Below are 13774 nucleotides of genomic sequence, written 5' to 3'. Positions count from 1 at the left end.
GGCACCGACACTCCGCGTCGCCCCCGTCCCTCCCGGCCCGCGCGGCCGGGGTGTATCCCGGGGGCGTCGGTCGCCCTGCGTCGCGGGCTCGCTACGGTCTGTGGAGCGCACGGATTCTGTCGGTCCCGTCGGGTACAACCGGCGCGACCCACGAACAGGCGTTCGAAGGAGCTCCCCGTGACCTCGACGACGATCCCCGGCACCCCGACCCCGTCCCGCGCGGACCGGTCCGACCGGCTGGACCGGGTGCGCAAGCTGCTGGCCAAGGCCGAGCGGGCGGGCACCCCGGAGGAGGCGGAGACCTACAACGCCAAGGCCGTCGAGCTGATGGCCCGGCACGGGATCGACGAGGCGCTGCTCGCCGCCTCGCTGTCGGCGGACGATCCGCGGCGGGACGCGATCGGCGCGGTCCGGATCGCCATGGAGGACCCCTACTCGGCGGGCAAGTCGAGGCTTCTGGGCTGGACGGCGGCGGCCCTGCGCTGCCGGTGGATCCTGCACGGGGCCGCGGGCGGCAAGGTCGCCGCGGTCACGGTGTTCGGGTTCGCCAGCGACCGCGAGCGGGTCGAGCTGCTCTACACGTCGCTGTTGCTGCAGGCCACGGGCCAGCTGGTGCGGCTGCGGCCCGCCTCGCCGCTGGAGTCGGTGGCCGCCTACCGCCGGTCGTGGCTGCAGGGGTTCGCCGCCCAGGTCCACGCCCGGCTGGCCGCGGCCGAGCAGCGTGCGGCGGAGGACCCGGCCCGCGAGTCCGCGGGCACCGCACTGATCCTCGCCGACCGCGGCAGCCAGGTGGACCGGGCGTACGCCGAGGCGTTCCCCGGGCTCGGCCGGGCGCGGCGCCCGTCGCTGTCCGGCACCGGCTTCGCCGACGGCGCGGAGGCGGGCCTGCGCGCGGACCTCGGCGGGCGCGCGGTCGACCGCGCCGAGGTCCCGGGGCTCGGCGCGGGCTGAGCGGTGCGCCCGCTCAGGCGGGGAGCGCCAGCAGCGCCTCGACGGCCGTGACCAGGGTCGTGCCGCAGGCGTGCGGGGCCGGCAGGGTCGCGGGGCGGCGCGCGTCGCCGCGCAGCACCAGCGCGCCGACCAGTCCCGCCCGCATCGCGCCGTGCACGAGATAGGGCTGGCTGGACACGAAGGCCGTGGTGGAGGGCTCGATCCGGGCCGCGGCGCAGGCGAGCCGGTAGGCCTCCCGCTGCGGCGGCACGGCGGTCAGGTCGTCGGTCGCCACGGTGCCGCGCAGGAAGGAGCGCAGCCCGTTGCCGTCCAGCGCGCCGGTCGTGTGCGCTCCGCTGCCCTGGGCCATCGCCCACGCGGGGATGCGGGAACGGGCGAGCACGGCGAGTGCGGGCTCGGCGTCGGGATGGCGCGGGAGGTCGTGCATGCCGGACACCACGTGGTCCACGGCGTCGTCGGACACGGTGGGGCCCGCGACGGCGCGCACGGCCTCGCCCAGCACCTCGGCGAAGCTCGCCGGGGTGCCTGCCAGCGCGAGCCCGGTCGAGTCCCGCAGGGCGCGGGCGAGGACCAGGTCGTACTCGTGCTCCGGCCGTCCGACGTCGAGGAACCGGCGGCGCAGCGCCTCGACGTGCAGCAGGGTCCCGTAGACGTCCACCAGCACGGCACGGGGCCTGCGCGGGCGCTCCGCGGGGTCCGTGGGGTCCGCGGGGTCCGGCGGTTCCGGGCGGGTGCGCGCGCGGCCACGGGCCGGCGCGGAGGTGCGACTGCTCCCCCACGACCGGCGCGTGGCGCCGCCGAGCCCGATGGCCATCCGTCCACCTCACCGCCGCGCGCCGTTGCCCGGCTCCGCGCATCCGCGTGACCACGGTGCGCGGGAAGTGTGGCGGGCGCCACACCGTTGTGGCGAACCGATGTCCTGGATCCGCGCCCAGCGGTGCCGGCCGGTCGCTCACCGGAGTGGGGAACGGGTCCCCGTGGGCACCGAACGGGCGACGCTCAGTAGCGGTGGTGCTCCGCGTCGTGCGCCAGCATCGCGTCGATCTCCGGCACCGCGGAGGGCTCGAGATCCTTCATCGACCGGACCATCTCGCCGGGGCTGGGCACGGCGTCGGCGTCGGGCCAGCGCTCCGGCTCCCAGACCCCGCCGCGGAGGAAGGCCTTGCCGCAGTGCAGGAACAGCTCCTCGACGTGCACGACCAGCGCCAGGACCGGGCGTGCGCCCTCCACCACGAGGCGGTCGAAGAACGGGGCGTCGCTCACCACCCGCGCGGTGCCGTTCACCCGCAGCGTGTCCGAGCGGCCGGGCACCACGAACAGGAGGCCCACGTGCGGGTTCGCCAGGACGTTGCGCAGGGCGTCCACCCGGCGGTTGCCGCGCCGGTCGGCCAGCACGAGCGTGCGCTCGTCCAGCACCAGCACGCTGCCCGCGGGATCACCGCGCGGGGTCACGTCGCAGGTGCCGTCCGGGGCGGAGGTCGCGAGCATGACGAGGGGCGAGGTCTCGATGAAGGTGCGGGCGGTGGGGTCGATCCGCCCGATGTCCTTCTCCCACAGCGAGACGTGCGGCTCGGGCACGACCTCCCGCAGCTCCTCCAGGGTGCCCACGACCCGCATGTCCGGTCCCACCGCGCTCGACATGACGACCAAGGTAAGCCTTACCCCCGGCGGGCCGGGAGGGGACCGTCAGGAGTGGGCGGCCGCGTGCAGGGCGCGGACCCGGCGGATCGCCGCCACCGCGTGCTGCCGGTCCACCGCCTGGATCGCCAGGACCGGGAGGTACTCGTAGTCCGGCAGGTCCAGCCGGGCCCAGGAGGCGCCGTCCGGGAACGCGACCCGCTCGACCACGGACCAGGGCAGGGTCTTCGCCAGGCCGACGTTGCGGACCTCGATGCCCCGCTCGTCCGCCCGGACCCGGGGCCGGGCGAACAACGCCAGCCCGGCGCCGATGAACAGGCCCAGCAGCACCATGGCGACCTGGTCGGCCAGCCGGAAGAACACCCCGGTGGCCGAGTTGCGCAGGATGATCGCGATCACCACGAACACCACGACGGTCACCGCGGCGGAGCCCCAGCCCAGCCAGAACGCCAGCCGGGGGCGGATCGTGACCGCCCCGGGCCCGCGCCCGATCGGCGCCTCGACCGCGGTGTCGGACGACTCCGCACTCACGCCAGGTCCCGCAGCTCGGCCAGCACGATCGCGGTGCGCAGCGCTGCCTCGGTGGCCTCGGCGCCCTTGTCCTCGGCGCTGCCGGGCACGCCGCTGCGGTCGACGGCCTGCTCGAGGGTGTTCGTGGTGAGCACGCCGTTGCCCACGGGGGTGCGTTCGTCCAGGGAGACCCGGGTGAGCCCGGCGGTCACCGAGTCGCACACGTACTCGAAGTGCGGGGTGCCGCCGCGGACGACCACGCCCAGGGCCACCACCGCGTCGTGCGTGCGGGCCAGCTCCTGCGCCACGACGGGCAGCTCGATGGTGCCGGGCACCCGCACCACGGTGGGCACGGCGCCCGCCTTCTCGGCGGTCTCCAGGGCCCGGGCCAGCAGCGCGTCGACCACCTCGGCGTGCCAGGTCGCCGCCACCACACCCACGCGCAGCCCGGCCGCGCCCGACAGATCGCCCGCCTCGGCGGGCCGTCCCTCACCACTCACCCGGCCATCCTCCCATCCGGCGGACGTCCACCGGACACCCGCTCGCGCACCCGGCCCGGGGCCGACGCGCGGCGTCGGGCTGGTGCGCGAGCGGACGGGGTGGATCAGGCCAGGCCGTCGGACAGGTTGCCGGGGCCGCTCGACTCGCCGAGGTCCGGCAGGTCGTGGCCCATGCGGTCCCGCTTGGTGCGCAGGTAGCGCAGGTTCTCCGGGTTCGGGCGGATCGGCATCGCGATGCGCTCGAGGATCCGCAGGCCGTAGCCCTCCAGCCCGGCACGCTTCTCCGGGTTGTTGGTGAGCAGGCGCATGGACTTCACGCCGAGGTCGGAGAGGATCTGCGCGCCGATGCCGTAGTCCCGCGCGTCGGCGGGCAGGCCCATCGCCAGGTTGGCGTCGACGGTGTCCGCCCCCGCCTCCTGCAGCTGGTAGGCCTGCAGCTTGTGCAGCAGGCCGATCCCCCGGCCCTCGTGCCCGCGCATGTAGAGCACGACGCCGCGGCCCTCGTCCGACACGGCCTGCAGGGCGGCGTCCAGCTGCGGCCCGCAGTCGCAGCGCAGCGAGCCCATGACGTCCCCGGTCAGGCACTCGGAGTGCACCCGGACCAGCACGTCCTCCCCGGTGCCGTCCGGCGTGCCGACGTCCCCCTTGACCATGGCGATGTGTTCGATGCCGTCCAGCAGCGAGTCGTAGCCGTACGCGACGAACTCGCCGTGGTCGGTGGGGATGCGGGCCTGCGCGACGCGCTGGATGTGCTTCTCGAAGCGCCGCCGGTAGCCGATCAGGTCGGCGATGGTGACCAGGGTGAGCTCGTGGTCGTCCGCGAAGACCTGCAGCTCGTCCCCGCGGGCCATCTCGCCCTCGTCCTTCTGGGACACGATCTCGCAGAGCGCCCCGGCCGGGGAGAGCCCGGCCATCCGGGTCAGGTCCACGGCGGCCTCGGTGTGCCCGGGGCGGCGCAGCACGCCGCCCTCGCGGGCCCGCAGGGGCAGCACGTGCCCGGGCCGGACCAGGTCGGCGGGCTGCGTGGCGGGGTTGGCCAGCAGCCGGATCGTGTGCGCGCGGTCCGCGGCGGAGATGCCCGTGCTCACGCCCTCCTTCGCGTCCACGGTGACCGTGAACGCGGTGCGGTAGGCGTCCGCGTTCGAGTGGTGCATCGGCGGGAGGTCCAGCCGGTCGCACTCGGAGTCGGTGAGCGCCACGCACACGTACCCGGAGGTGTAGCGGACCACGAAGGACACCAGCTCCGGCGTCGCCTTCTCGGCGGCGAAGATCAGGTCGCCCTCGTTCTCGCGGTCCTCGTCGTCGACCACGACCACGGCCTTGCCCTCGGCGAGGTCCCGCAGCGCGCGCTCGATCCTCTCGAAGCCGCCCGTCAGCCCGGCGGCCGCGGCGGCCCCCTGGTGAGCGATCTCGGTCACTGCGCACCGTCCTTCCGGGGCCCGCCGACGTACCCGGCGGTGAGTTTCTCCACGTACTTGGCGAGCACGTCCACCTCGAGGTTGACGGGATCGCCGGGCTTGCGCAGGCCGAGGGTCGTGTCGGCCAGGGTGGTCGGGATGAGTGCCACCGTGAAGGTGTCCCCGTCCGTGGCGGCGACGGTGAGCGAGACGCCGTCGACGGTGATGGAGCCCTTCTCCACCACGTACTTCGCGAGCTCGGCGGGCAGGCTGAACCGCACCTCGTCGCTGCGCTCGCCGGGGCTGCGCTCCAGCAGCGTGGCCACGCCGTCCACGTGGCCCTGCACGATGTGCCCGCCGAAGCGGCCGCCCGCCTGCAGCGCCCGCTCCAGGTTCACCCGGCCGCCCGTCGCCGCGCCGCTGAGCGAGGTCCGCTTCAGGGTCTCGGGGACCAGTTCCAGCCGGAAGGTCTCGCCGCCGTCCGGTTCCACCACGGTGAGGCAACAGCCGTTCACCGCGATCGAGTCGCCGTGCCGCGCGTCGGAGGAGACCACCGGCCCCCGTACCGTCAGCACGACCACCTCGCCGGAGGCTCGGACGTCGACGATCTCGCCGACCTCCTCCACGATCCCCGTGAACATCCGCCGTTCCTCCCTAGGCCGGTCGAGCGTCGACCAGCACGTCCGCGCCCACGACGCGCACCGTGTCCACCTGCAACCGCCGGATGTCGGCGATCGTTCCCACCCCCGCCGCGCCGAGCGCGGCCGGACCGGCCCCGAGCAGCGCGGGTGCGAGGTAGGCCAGCACCCGGTCGACCCGACCGGCCTGCACGAACGCGCCCGCGAGGCGCGGACCGCCCTCCAGCAGGACGTCGACCACGCCACGGTCGGCGAGCGCCTTCAGCACGTCGTCGGGTGACTGTGTCCGCAGGTGTAGCACGTCCGGTGCGGTGAGTCGCGACCCCGGGGCGAGGTCACTGTGGCCGACCACGACGCGCAGGGGCTGGTGCGGGCGGTCCGTGCCGTCGGGGTTCCGGGCGGTCAGCGCCGGGTCGTCCGCCCGGGCCGTCCCCGTCCCGACGACGATCGCGTCCACGTGGGAGCGGAACTCGTGCACCTCGGCGCGGGCCTCGGGGCCGGTGATCCACCGGCTGGTGCCGTCCGCGGCGGCGCTGCGGCCGTCCAGGGTGGCGGCCAGCTTCCACGTGACGTGGGGCCTGCCGGTGCGCACGCTGTGCAGCCAGGCGCGCAGCGGCCCGCCCGCGACGTCCAGCTCGCTCCACGTGACGGTCACGCCCGCGGCGCGCAGCAGCTCCGCTCCCCCGGCCGCGACCGGGTTCGGGTCGGCGGCACCGATGTGGACCGCCTGTACACCGGCTGCACGGAGGGCGTCCGTGCACGGCGGCGTCCGGCCGTGGTGCGCACAGGGCTCCAGCGTGACGACGGCGGTGCCCCCGCGGGCACGCTCCCCCGCCTCGCGCAGCGCCACGACCTCCGCGTGCGCCCCGCCCGCGGGCTCGGTGGCGCCGACCCCGACGACCTCGCCCGCCGCGTCGAGCACCACGGCACCGACGGGTGGGTTCGGGCTGGTCCGGCCGTGCACCGCGACGGACGCCGCCAGCGCCCGTCGCATCGCCTGCTCGGCCGTCATCCCGCCCACCCGGTCATCCGCCCCACCGCGGGTGTGCGGCGGTCGCCTTGTCCCGCAGCGCCGCCACCGCGCGGGCGGGGTCCTCGGCGCCGTAGACGGCCGAGCCCGCCACGAAGCAGTCCACCCCGGCCTCGGCTGCGGCCTCGATGGTGGCGTCGGCGATCCCGCCGTCGATCTCGATCATGAGGGTCAGGTGTCCGGTGTCGACGAGCCTGCGCGCCTCGCGCACCTTGTCCAGCACCTCGGGCATGAACGACTGCCCGCCGAACCCCGGCTCGACGCTCATCACCAGGAGCGTGTCGTAGTGCTTGAGCACCTCGACGTACCCGTCGAGCGGGGTGCCCGGCTTGAGCGACAGCCCGGCCTTCGCCCCGGCGGCCCGCAGGTCCTTCGCCAGCATCACCGGATCGTGGGCGGCCTCGACGTGCACGGTCACGTTGTACGCCCCGGCCTCGGCGTAGGCGGGTGCCCAGCGGTCCGGGTCGTCGATCATCAGGTGGCAGTCCAGCGGCGTCCCGGTCGCCTTCAGCAGCGACTCGACGACGGGCAGGCCCAGCGTGAGGTTCGGGACGAAGTGCGCGTCCATGACGTCCACGTGCAGCCAGTCGGCACCCTGCACCCGCTCCGCCTCGTCGGCGAGGCGGGCGAAGTCGGCGGAGAGGATGCTCGGGGCGATCAGCGGACGCACCTACGCAGGCTACTGCGCCACCGCCGCCGTCTCCCGACCACAGGGAGGGGAGACCCCTGTCACAACTCCCCGCGAGTCGGCACTCCGGCGCCGCGAGTCCGACACTTCGGACACCGAGTCCCCCGCCACCGCCCGCCGGTCCGACACCCCCGCACGCCGGTCGGACACCGGCGCGCGAGGCGTGCGGTCCGGACGGGTTGACGGGACGTGCGGGACCGCGCCGACGTCAGGACGTGCGGCGCAGCAGGGTCAGGAACATCGCGTCCGTGCCCTGGCGATGTGGCCAGAGCTGGATGTGCGGGCCCTCTCCCAGGTCCGGGACGCCCGGCAGGAACTCCCGCGCGTCCACCCGCTCGACGCCGACCCCGAGATCCCTGCGCCGGATGATCCCGCCGACCACGCCGACCGTCTCGGCCAGGTGCGGCGAGCAGGTGACATAGGCCACCACACCGCCGACCCGCACGTGTCGCAGTGCCGCGAGCAACAGCTCGCGCTGCAGCTTGGCGAGGTTCGACACGTCCTCGGGCTTGCGCCGCCAGCGGGCCTCCGGGCGGCGGCGCAGCGCGCCCAGCCCGGTGCACGGGGCGTCGACCAGGACGCGGTCGAAGGCGGCGTCCGGCAGCGGGGCCTCGCGGCCGTCGGCGACGTGCACCGTGACCGGCAGGCCGTCGACGGCGCGGCGGACCAGGTCGGCGCGGTGCTCCGCGGGCTCGACGGCGTCCAGCGTGCCGCCCTCCATCGCCACGATCCCGCCGAGCAGCGCCGCCTTGCCGCCGGGGCCCGCGCACAGGTCGAGCCAGCGACCGGCGTCGTCCTCGACGGGGACCCTCGTGAGGGCGAGAGCGACCAGCTGGCTGCCCTCGTCCTGCACGGCAGCCACGCCCTCGCGGATGACGTCCAGCTCGCCGATGTCCCCGCTGCCGGCGTCGAGGTGGACTCCGTAGGGCGAGTACGGCGCCTCGGTCCCGCCCGTGACCAGGGCGAGCTCCTCGGCGGTGATCTCCCCGGGCTTGGCGAGCAGGTGGACCCCCGGGCGGGCGTCGTCCGCCTCCAGGGCCGCGGGCAGCTCCTCGACCGAGCCCAGGGCGTCGGCGAAGGCCTGCCCGATCCACTTCGGGTGGGCGTGGAGGAAGGACGCGTTGCCGACGGGGTCCTCGTCCTCGGGGGGCGCCAGCTCGGCGATCCACTCGTCGACGCCCTTCGCCCCGGCCGTCTCGGCGATCTTGCGCAGGATCGCGTTGACGAAACCGGAGGACGCCGAGCCCGCGATCCCCCGGACGATGTCCACCGTGGTCGCGACGGCCGCGTGCTGCGGCACCCGCATCCGCAGGATCTGGTAGGTCCCCAGCCGGAGGGCGTCGACGAGCGGACCCTCGATGCGGTGCAGCGGCCGGTCCGCGCAGGCCTCGATCACGACGTCCAGCTGGCCCGCGGCGCGCAGCGTCCCGTAGCCGAGCTCGGTCGCCAGCGCCGCGTCGCGGTCCCTCAGCCGGTACCGGCGCAGGATCGACGGGAGGACCAGGTTGGCGTAGGCGTCCCGCTCCCGCACGGCCGTGAGCAGGTCGAACGCCGCCGAGCGGGCCGGATCCCCGGACGGCGGAGCGCTGGGCCCGGCGTTCCGACGCGGCGGTCCCGCGTTGCGGGGCCCGGGGGTGCGGTCGCGCCGCCCACCCCGGTCGTCCCGCCCGTAGCCGCCGCGCCGGTCGGCGGCGAAGGGCCGGTCGCCGCGGTCACCCCGAGACCGGTCCCGGTCGTCTCGACGCGGGCGGTCGTCCCGCGGCCGGTCGTCCCGGCGGGGCCTGTCGTCCCGCGCACGGTCGTCGCGGCGGGGCCGATCCTCGCGGGCCCGGTCCTCGCGGGGCCGGTCGTCCCGGCGCGGACGGTCGTCGCGGGGACGATCATCGCGGCGCTGACGGTCGTCGCGAGGACGGTCGTCCCGGCGCGGACGGTCGTCGCGCGGGCGGTACCCACCGCGGTCCGGGCGGTCCCCACCCCGCCCCGCCCCTCGCCGGTCGTCCCGAGAGCGGTCGTCCCGAGGACGGTCGTCGCGAGGACGATCGCCATGAGGACGATCGCCGCGAGGACGGTCGTCCCGAGAGCGGTCGTCGCGAGGACGATCGCCATGAGGACGATCGCCGCGAGGACGGTCGTCCCGAGAGCGGTCACCCGCAGGCCTCCCGCGGTCCCGCGCGGGGCGGCCGCCGTCCGACCAGCCCGATCCGCGCCGGTCGCCCGTGCGCCCGGAGTCCGACCCGGGTCGGCCGCCGCGGTCCCCGCGGCCTGCCTCGCCCCGGTCGTCCCGCTCGGGTCGTCCGCCGTCGGGCTCGCTCACACACACTCCTCGTCCGTACCTGCCGCACGGGAGAGCCCGTGCGGCCCCCATGGTCCCAGGTCGGTCGGGACGCACCACGGTCGGTCGGCCCCCGGGCAGGCTCAGCGGACCGGCGCGAAGAACCCGGTGAGCTCCGGCCACGAGGGTCCCCGGCTGCTCCCGGGCCTCGGACTGCCCGGCGCGCTCCGGCTCGCCCCACCAGCGCGGGTCCGGGAACCGCCGGGCCGCCCGATGGTGGGAGGGGCGGGTTCTCCCGTGGGAACGCCGTGGCCCCAGCACCTCGTCCGGGTCGCCGTCGCACCGGGCGGCGAACCTCCCGGCTCCCGCAGCCGCCTGCGCAGGTCCGCGAGCTCCGCCCCGGGCACGGCGATCGGGAAGGGCGCCACGCTCAGGCCAGGGTCTCGCCCTCGCCGATCCGGACCCCGCGGGCCCAGTCCGCGGCAGGCATCCCGCGCTTGCCGACGGGACGGACCTCGCCGAGCTGGACCGGGACCGTCGCCGTTCCCACCAGCACCCGCTTCTTCTCCGCCCGCAGCTCCCCCGGCTTCAGCTCGACCTCACCGGTCCGCACCGGCGTGACCGGGCCCAGCCCCAGCCGCGCCTCGCGGAAGGTGCACCAGGCTCCGGGCTCCGGGGTCACCGACCGCACCAGCCGGTCGATCGCCAGCGCCGGGAGGGCGAAGTCGACCCGGGCGTCCGCGACCGTGACCTTGGGCGCGAGCGACACCCCGTCGGCGGGCTGCGGAACGGCGCGCAGCGTGCCGTCCTCCAACCCGTCCATGGTCGCCAGCAGCAGCTGCGCCCCGGAGACGGCGAGCCGCCCCAGCAGGTCACCGGTGGTGTCCCGGTCCCCGATCGCGTCCGTGACGACGCCGAACGTGGGGCCGGTGTCCAGGCCCTCCTCCAACAGGAACGTGGTGGCGCCGGTGATCTCGTCCCCGTGCCGGATCGCGGCCTGCACGGGCGCCGCCCCGCGCCAGGCGGGCAGCAGCGAGAAGTGCAGGTTGACCCAGCCGAAGCGCGGTACGTCCAGGGCCGCCCGCGGGACCAGTGCCCCGTACGCGACGACCGGCGCGCAGTCCGGCGCCAGCTCCGCCAGCCGAGCGAGGAACTCCGGGTCCCGGGGCTTCGCGGGCGTGAACACCGCGATCCCGGCCGCGTCCGCCAGCGCGCCGATGGGCGACCGGACCAAAGACCTGCCACGCCCGGCGGGGGCGTCCGGCCTGGTCAGAACGCCCACGACCGAGTGGCGCGGCGACTCCAGCAGCGCCCGCAGGGCGGGCACCGCAGGCTCGGGGGTGCCGGCGAACAGCAGCCTCATCGGGCCTTTCCGAACATCGGGTGCGGGCTGACCTTCACCACCGGCTCGGCGCCGAACCACTGCGCCGCCCGGATCTCGGCCATCGCCCGCTTGCGGGTGTCCGCGTCCAGCCGGTCGACGAACACCACGCCGTCCAGGTGGTCGGTCTCGTGCTGGATCGCCCGGGCCAGCTTGGCCGTGCCCTCGACCCGGATCGGCTCGCCGTGCATGTCCCATCCGGTGGCGACGACGTTCAGCCAGCGCCTGCAGTCCCACAGCAGCCCCGGGATGGACAGGCAGCCCTCGGGCCCGAACTGCTCCTCGGCGTCCGACGCCGTCCACGTCGGGTTGATCAGGTGGCCCTCGGTGCCGTCCACGGAGAACGTGAAGACCCGCAGCCCCACCCCGATCTGCGGTGCGGCCAGGCCCGCCCCGCCCTCCGCGTGCATCGTCTCGGTGAGGTCGGCGACGAGCTTGCGCAGCTCGGCGTCGAACGTCTCGACGGGCGCGGCGGGCGTGCGCAACACCGGATCACCGAACAGACGGACGGGTTGGACGGACACGGAGCTCCCCACGGGTCGACGACGCCCTCGATTCTGCCAAACCCGGCCGGCCGCGAGCTCAGCCGACCTCCGCCGGGTCCAGCCGTACCCGCACCGGGTCCGGCGCCTTGCGACCGCTGCGCAGCGCCTGCACGGCGTGCAGGTGCCGGGCGAGCGTGCGGCCCTCGGAGCGCGGCACCCGCAGCAGGGCGCGCTCGCGCACCTCCGGCAGCTCGCCGGGGCCGTCCGGCGGGTCGATCTCGACGGGCCCGAGCACCTCGATCCGGGGTTCGGCCGCGAGCACCAGGTCGACGACGTCCGCCACCGCCCCCGGCGTCCCCTCCACCGCGGCCATCCGGACGGCGGGCGGGAACCCGACCTCGGCCCGCGCGGCCAGCTCCTCCGCGGCGAACCCGGCCGGGTCCCACCGCACCAGGGCCTGGACCACGGGGATCGCCGAGTCGGCGACGATCACCACCCGGCCGCCGTCCGCGTGCGGCCGGACCAGCGCGGCGGCGGCGAGCCACTTGCGCAACGCCTCCTCCTGGACGCGCAGGTCGGCGCGGGAGAGCATCGCCCAGCCGTCCAGCAGCAGCGCGGCGCCGTACCCGCCCTCGACCGCGGGCTCCGCCCCCGGCGTGGCGACGACGATGTCCGGCCGGGCCTTCACGCTGTCCAGCACCGGTGCGCCCCCGCCCGAGGTCCGCACCGCGACCTGTGGGAACGCCCGCCCCAGCTCCTCGGCGGTGCGCCGCGAGCCGACCACACCCGCCCGGAGCCTGCGCCCGCCGCAGCCCCCGCAGCGGTAGGCCGTCTCGACCCGGCCGCACCACCGGCACATCGGCAGCCCGGGGTCGGCGTCCGACCCGCCGCGCGGCAGCCCGAGCGGCCCCGCGCAGTGCCGGCAGCGTGCGGGCTCGCGGCAGCCCGCGCAGGACAGCCACGGCAGATAGCCGGCGCGCGGGACCTGCACCAGTACCGGATGCCCCGCGGCGAGCGCCTGCCTCGCCGCCTCGAAGGCGACCGCGGGCACCCGCGCGGCGCGCGCGTCCGGGTCCCGGGCGAGCTGGGTGTCCGTCTCCCCGATCGCGGTCACGCGCGCCGCGGCGGCCCGGACGACCGCCCGGTCCGCGACGATCGCCGCCGCCCAGCCCGACTCGACCAGCAGCTGCGCCTCGGCCGTGCGCGAGTACCCGCCGACCAGCAGCGCCGCCCCCGCGGCGTGCGCCCGCGCGATCAGCACGTCCCGGACCTGCGGGTACGGGGCGCGGGGCTCGGAGTGGGAGTCGTCCCCGTCGTCCCAGACGGCGAGCAGCCCGATCCGCTCGACGGGGGCGAACGCCGCCGACCGGGTCCCCACCACGACCCGCACGGCCCCCCGCCGCACCGCCAGCCACCGGCGGTACCGCTCGGCGGGCCCGAGGTCGGCGGTCAGCGCGACGACCGCGTCCGCCCCGAGGACCGCCACCAACGCCGCGTGCGCCACCTCGACGTCCCGCTGGTCCGGGACCACCACGACCGCCCCACGGTCCGCCGTCAGCGCCGCCGCGGCCGCCTCCGCGAACCGCTGCGCCCACGCCTCCCCCGGCAGTGCCTGCCAGACGGCGTGCGCCGCCCGCCCGCCGGCCAGAGCCTCGATGAAGGCGGGGCCGCGCTGGTAGCGGCCCCACCCGGCCGGATCGGGCCGCTCCGCGGTGGCAGGCTCCCGCTCCCGCGGCACCTCCGCCTCGACGCGCGCGTGCCGCGGCGGCACCGCCATCCGCACGACGTCCGCGAACACCCCGGCGTAGCGGTCCGCGACGGTCCGACACAGCGTGGCGACCTCGGCCGCCAGCACCGGCTCCGGCGAGACGACCTTGTCGATCCAGGCCAGCCTCCCGGTGTGCTCGGACTCCGCCGCCCGCTCCAGCAGGAACCCGTCCATCAGCCGCCCTGCGAACCGGACACGCACCCGCACGCCGGGCTGCGCCTGCTCGTCCAGGTGGGTGGGGACGCGGTAGTCGAAGGTGCGGTCCAGGTGCGGCAGCGGCACGTCCACCGCGACGCGGGCGATGGGCGCCGTCTCGGCCGCCGACCACTCCCCGCGGGTCTGCGCGGTCGCCGACGCGCCCCGCCCCCGGCCGCCCGACCGGGCGCCGGGGCGGGCCGCCCGGCGCACGTCGACGGCCGGGGTGCCGCCCGGCTCCGCGTCGCTACTCACGCACCCGTCCTACCCGACCGCCCCGACAGTCCCGGCCCGCTCGTCCCCATCCGTCCACACCCGCCG

14 protein-coding genes are annotated in these 13774 nt (G+C 76.3%); 1 reads left to right on the top strand and 13 read right to left on the bottom strand.

Annotation, left to right across the window (positions count from 1 at the left end; all coding sequences use genetic code 11):
• Positions 1-177 precede the first annotated feature (177 nt).
• A complete protein-coding gene (locus ABD993_RS03150; RefSeq protein ID WP_345412442.1) occupies positions 178-951 on the top strand; it encodes a DUF2786 domain-containing protein in 774 nt (257 codons plus the stop codon).
• Positions 952-964: 13 nt separating this feature from the next.
• Here ABD993_RS03150 and ABD993_RS03145 read toward each other — a convergent pair whose 3' ends face one another.
• The 13 genes from ABD993_RS03145 to ABD993_RS03085 all read right to left on the bottom strand — a co-directional run bounded on the left by ABD993_RS03145 (position 965) and on the right by ABD993_RS03085 (position 13708).
• Positions 965-1765, bottom strand: coding sequence for an HAD family hydrolase (locus ABD993_RS03145; RefSeq protein ID WP_345412441.1), 801 nt, complete (start codon positions 1763-1765; stop codon positions 965-967).
• A 185-nt stretch (positions 1766-1950) separates the two neighbouring features.
• Positions 1951-2592: an MSMEG_1061 family FMN-dependent PPOX-type flavoprotein gene (locus tag ABD993_RS03140; RefSeq protein ID WP_345412439.1), complete on the bottom strand. Its 642-nt coding sequence runs from the start codon at positions 2590-2592 to the stop codon at positions 1951-1953.
• 45 nt (positions 2593-2637) lie between these two features.
• Positions 2638-3120 (bottom strand): PH domain-containing protein, encoded by a 483-nt coding sequence (locus tag ABD993_RS03135; protein WP_345412437.1) that lies wholly within the window; start codon positions 3118-3120, stop codon positions 2638-2640.
• Positions 3117-3599 (bottom strand): 6,7-dimethyl-8-ribityllumazine synthase, encoded by a 483-nt coding sequence (gene ribH / locus ABD993_RS03130; RefSeq protein ID WP_345412436.1) that lies wholly within the window; start codon positions 3597-3599, stop codon positions 3117-3119. The genes ABD993_RS03135 and ribH overlap by 4 nt, the downstream gene beginning before the upstream one ends.
• Before the next feature lie 104 nt (positions 3600-3703).
• A complete protein-coding gene (locus ABD993_RS03125) occupies positions 3704-5008 on the bottom strand; it encodes a bifunctional 3,4-dihydroxy-2-butanone-4-phosphate synthase/GTP cyclohydrolase II (protein WP_345412816.1) in 1305 nt (434 codons plus the stop codon).
• Between the two features lie 5 nt (positions 5009-5013).
• Positions 5014-5637 (bottom strand): riboflavin synthase, encoded by a 624-nt coding sequence (locus ABD993_RS03120; protein ID WP_345412434.1) that lies wholly within the window; start codon positions 5635-5637, stop codon positions 5014-5016.
• Between the two features lie 13 nt (positions 5638-5650).
• Positions 5651-6646: a bifunctional diaminohydroxyphosphoribosylaminopyrimidine deaminase/5-amino-6-(5-phosphoribosylamino)uracil reductase RibD gene (gene ribD, locus ABD993_RS03115; RefSeq protein ID WP_345412432.1), complete on the bottom strand. Its 996-nt coding sequence runs from the start codon at positions 6644-6646 to the stop codon at positions 5651-5653.
• Positions 6647-6659: 13 nt separating this feature from the next.
• Positions 6660-7325, bottom strand: a complete 666-nt coding sequence (gene rpe, locus ABD993_RS03110; RefSeq protein WP_345412814.1) for a ribulose-phosphate 3-epimerase — start codon at positions 7323-7325, stop codon at positions 6660-6662.
• A gap of 235 nt (positions 7326-7560) precedes the next feature.
• Positions 7561-8883, bottom strand: a complete 1323-nt coding sequence (locus ABD993_RS03105) for an RsmB/NOP family class I SAM-dependent RNA methyltransferase (protein ID WP_425568882.1) — start codon at positions 8881-8883, stop codon at positions 7561-7563.
• Entirely contained in the window at positions 8820-9500 is a 681-nt protein-coding gene (locus tag ABD993_RS03100; protein ID WP_345412838.1) for a hypothetical protein, read from the bottom strand. Before ABD993_RS03100 ends, ABD993_RS03105 begins: the two co-directional genes overlap by 64 nt.
• 554 nt (positions 9501-10054) lie before the next feature.
• The gene (gene fmt, locus ABD993_RS03095; protein ID WP_345412431.1) at positions 10055-10987 is read right to left on the bottom strand and encodes a methionyl-tRNA formyltransferase; all 933 of its coding nucleotides are present in this window, start codon (positions 10985-10987) and stop codon (positions 10055-10057) included.
• Complete coding sequence (def, locus tag ABD993_RS03090; protein ID WP_345412429.1) at positions 10984-11529, bottom strand: peptide deformylase; 546 nt, start codon at positions 11527-11529, stop codon at positions 10984-10986. Before def ends, fmt begins: the two co-directional genes overlap by 4 nt.
• A 58-nt stretch (positions 11530-11587) precedes the next feature.
• Positions 11588-13708: a primosomal protein N' gene (locus tag ABD993_RS03085; protein WP_345412427.1), complete on the bottom strand. Its 2121-nt coding sequence runs from the start codon at positions 13706-13708 to the stop codon at positions 11588-11590.
• Positions 13709-13774: the final 66 nt, after the last annotated feature.

Origin of the sequence: Pseudonocardia xishanensis, from assembly GCF_039541715.1 — a bacterium.
GTDB lineage: Bacteria > Actinomycetota > Actinomycetes > Mycobacteriales > Pseudonocardiaceae > Pseudonocardia > Pseudonocardia xishanensis.
Note: the sequence above shows the minus strand (reverse complement) of the source record. Positions and strands in the feature narration are given on the sequence as shown.

What these genes read in the sequence shown, in the direction of transcription:
- ABD993_RS03145 (WP_345412441.1), bottom strand. Translation starts at nt 1,765, where the DNA reads ATGGCCATCGGGCTCGGCGGCGCCACGCGCCGGTCGTGGGGGAGCAGT.
- ABD993_RS03140 (WP_345412439.1), bottom strand. Translation starts at nt 2,592, where the DNA reads ATGTCGAGCGCGGTGGGACCGGACATGCGGGTCGTGGGCACCCTGGAG.
- ABD993_RS03120 (WP_345412434.1), bottom strand. Translation starts at nt 5,637, where the DNA reads ATGTTCACGGGGATCGTGGAGGAGGTCGGCGAGATCGTCGACGTCCGA.
- ribD (WP_345412432.1), bottom strand. Translation starts at nt 6,646, where the DNA reads ATGACGGCCGAGCAGGCGATGCGACGGGCGCTGGCGGCGTCCGTCGCG.
- fmt (WP_345412431.1), bottom strand. Translation starts at nt 10,987, where the DNA reads ATGAGGCTGCTGTTCGCCGGCACCCCCGAGCCTGCGGTGCCCGCCCTG.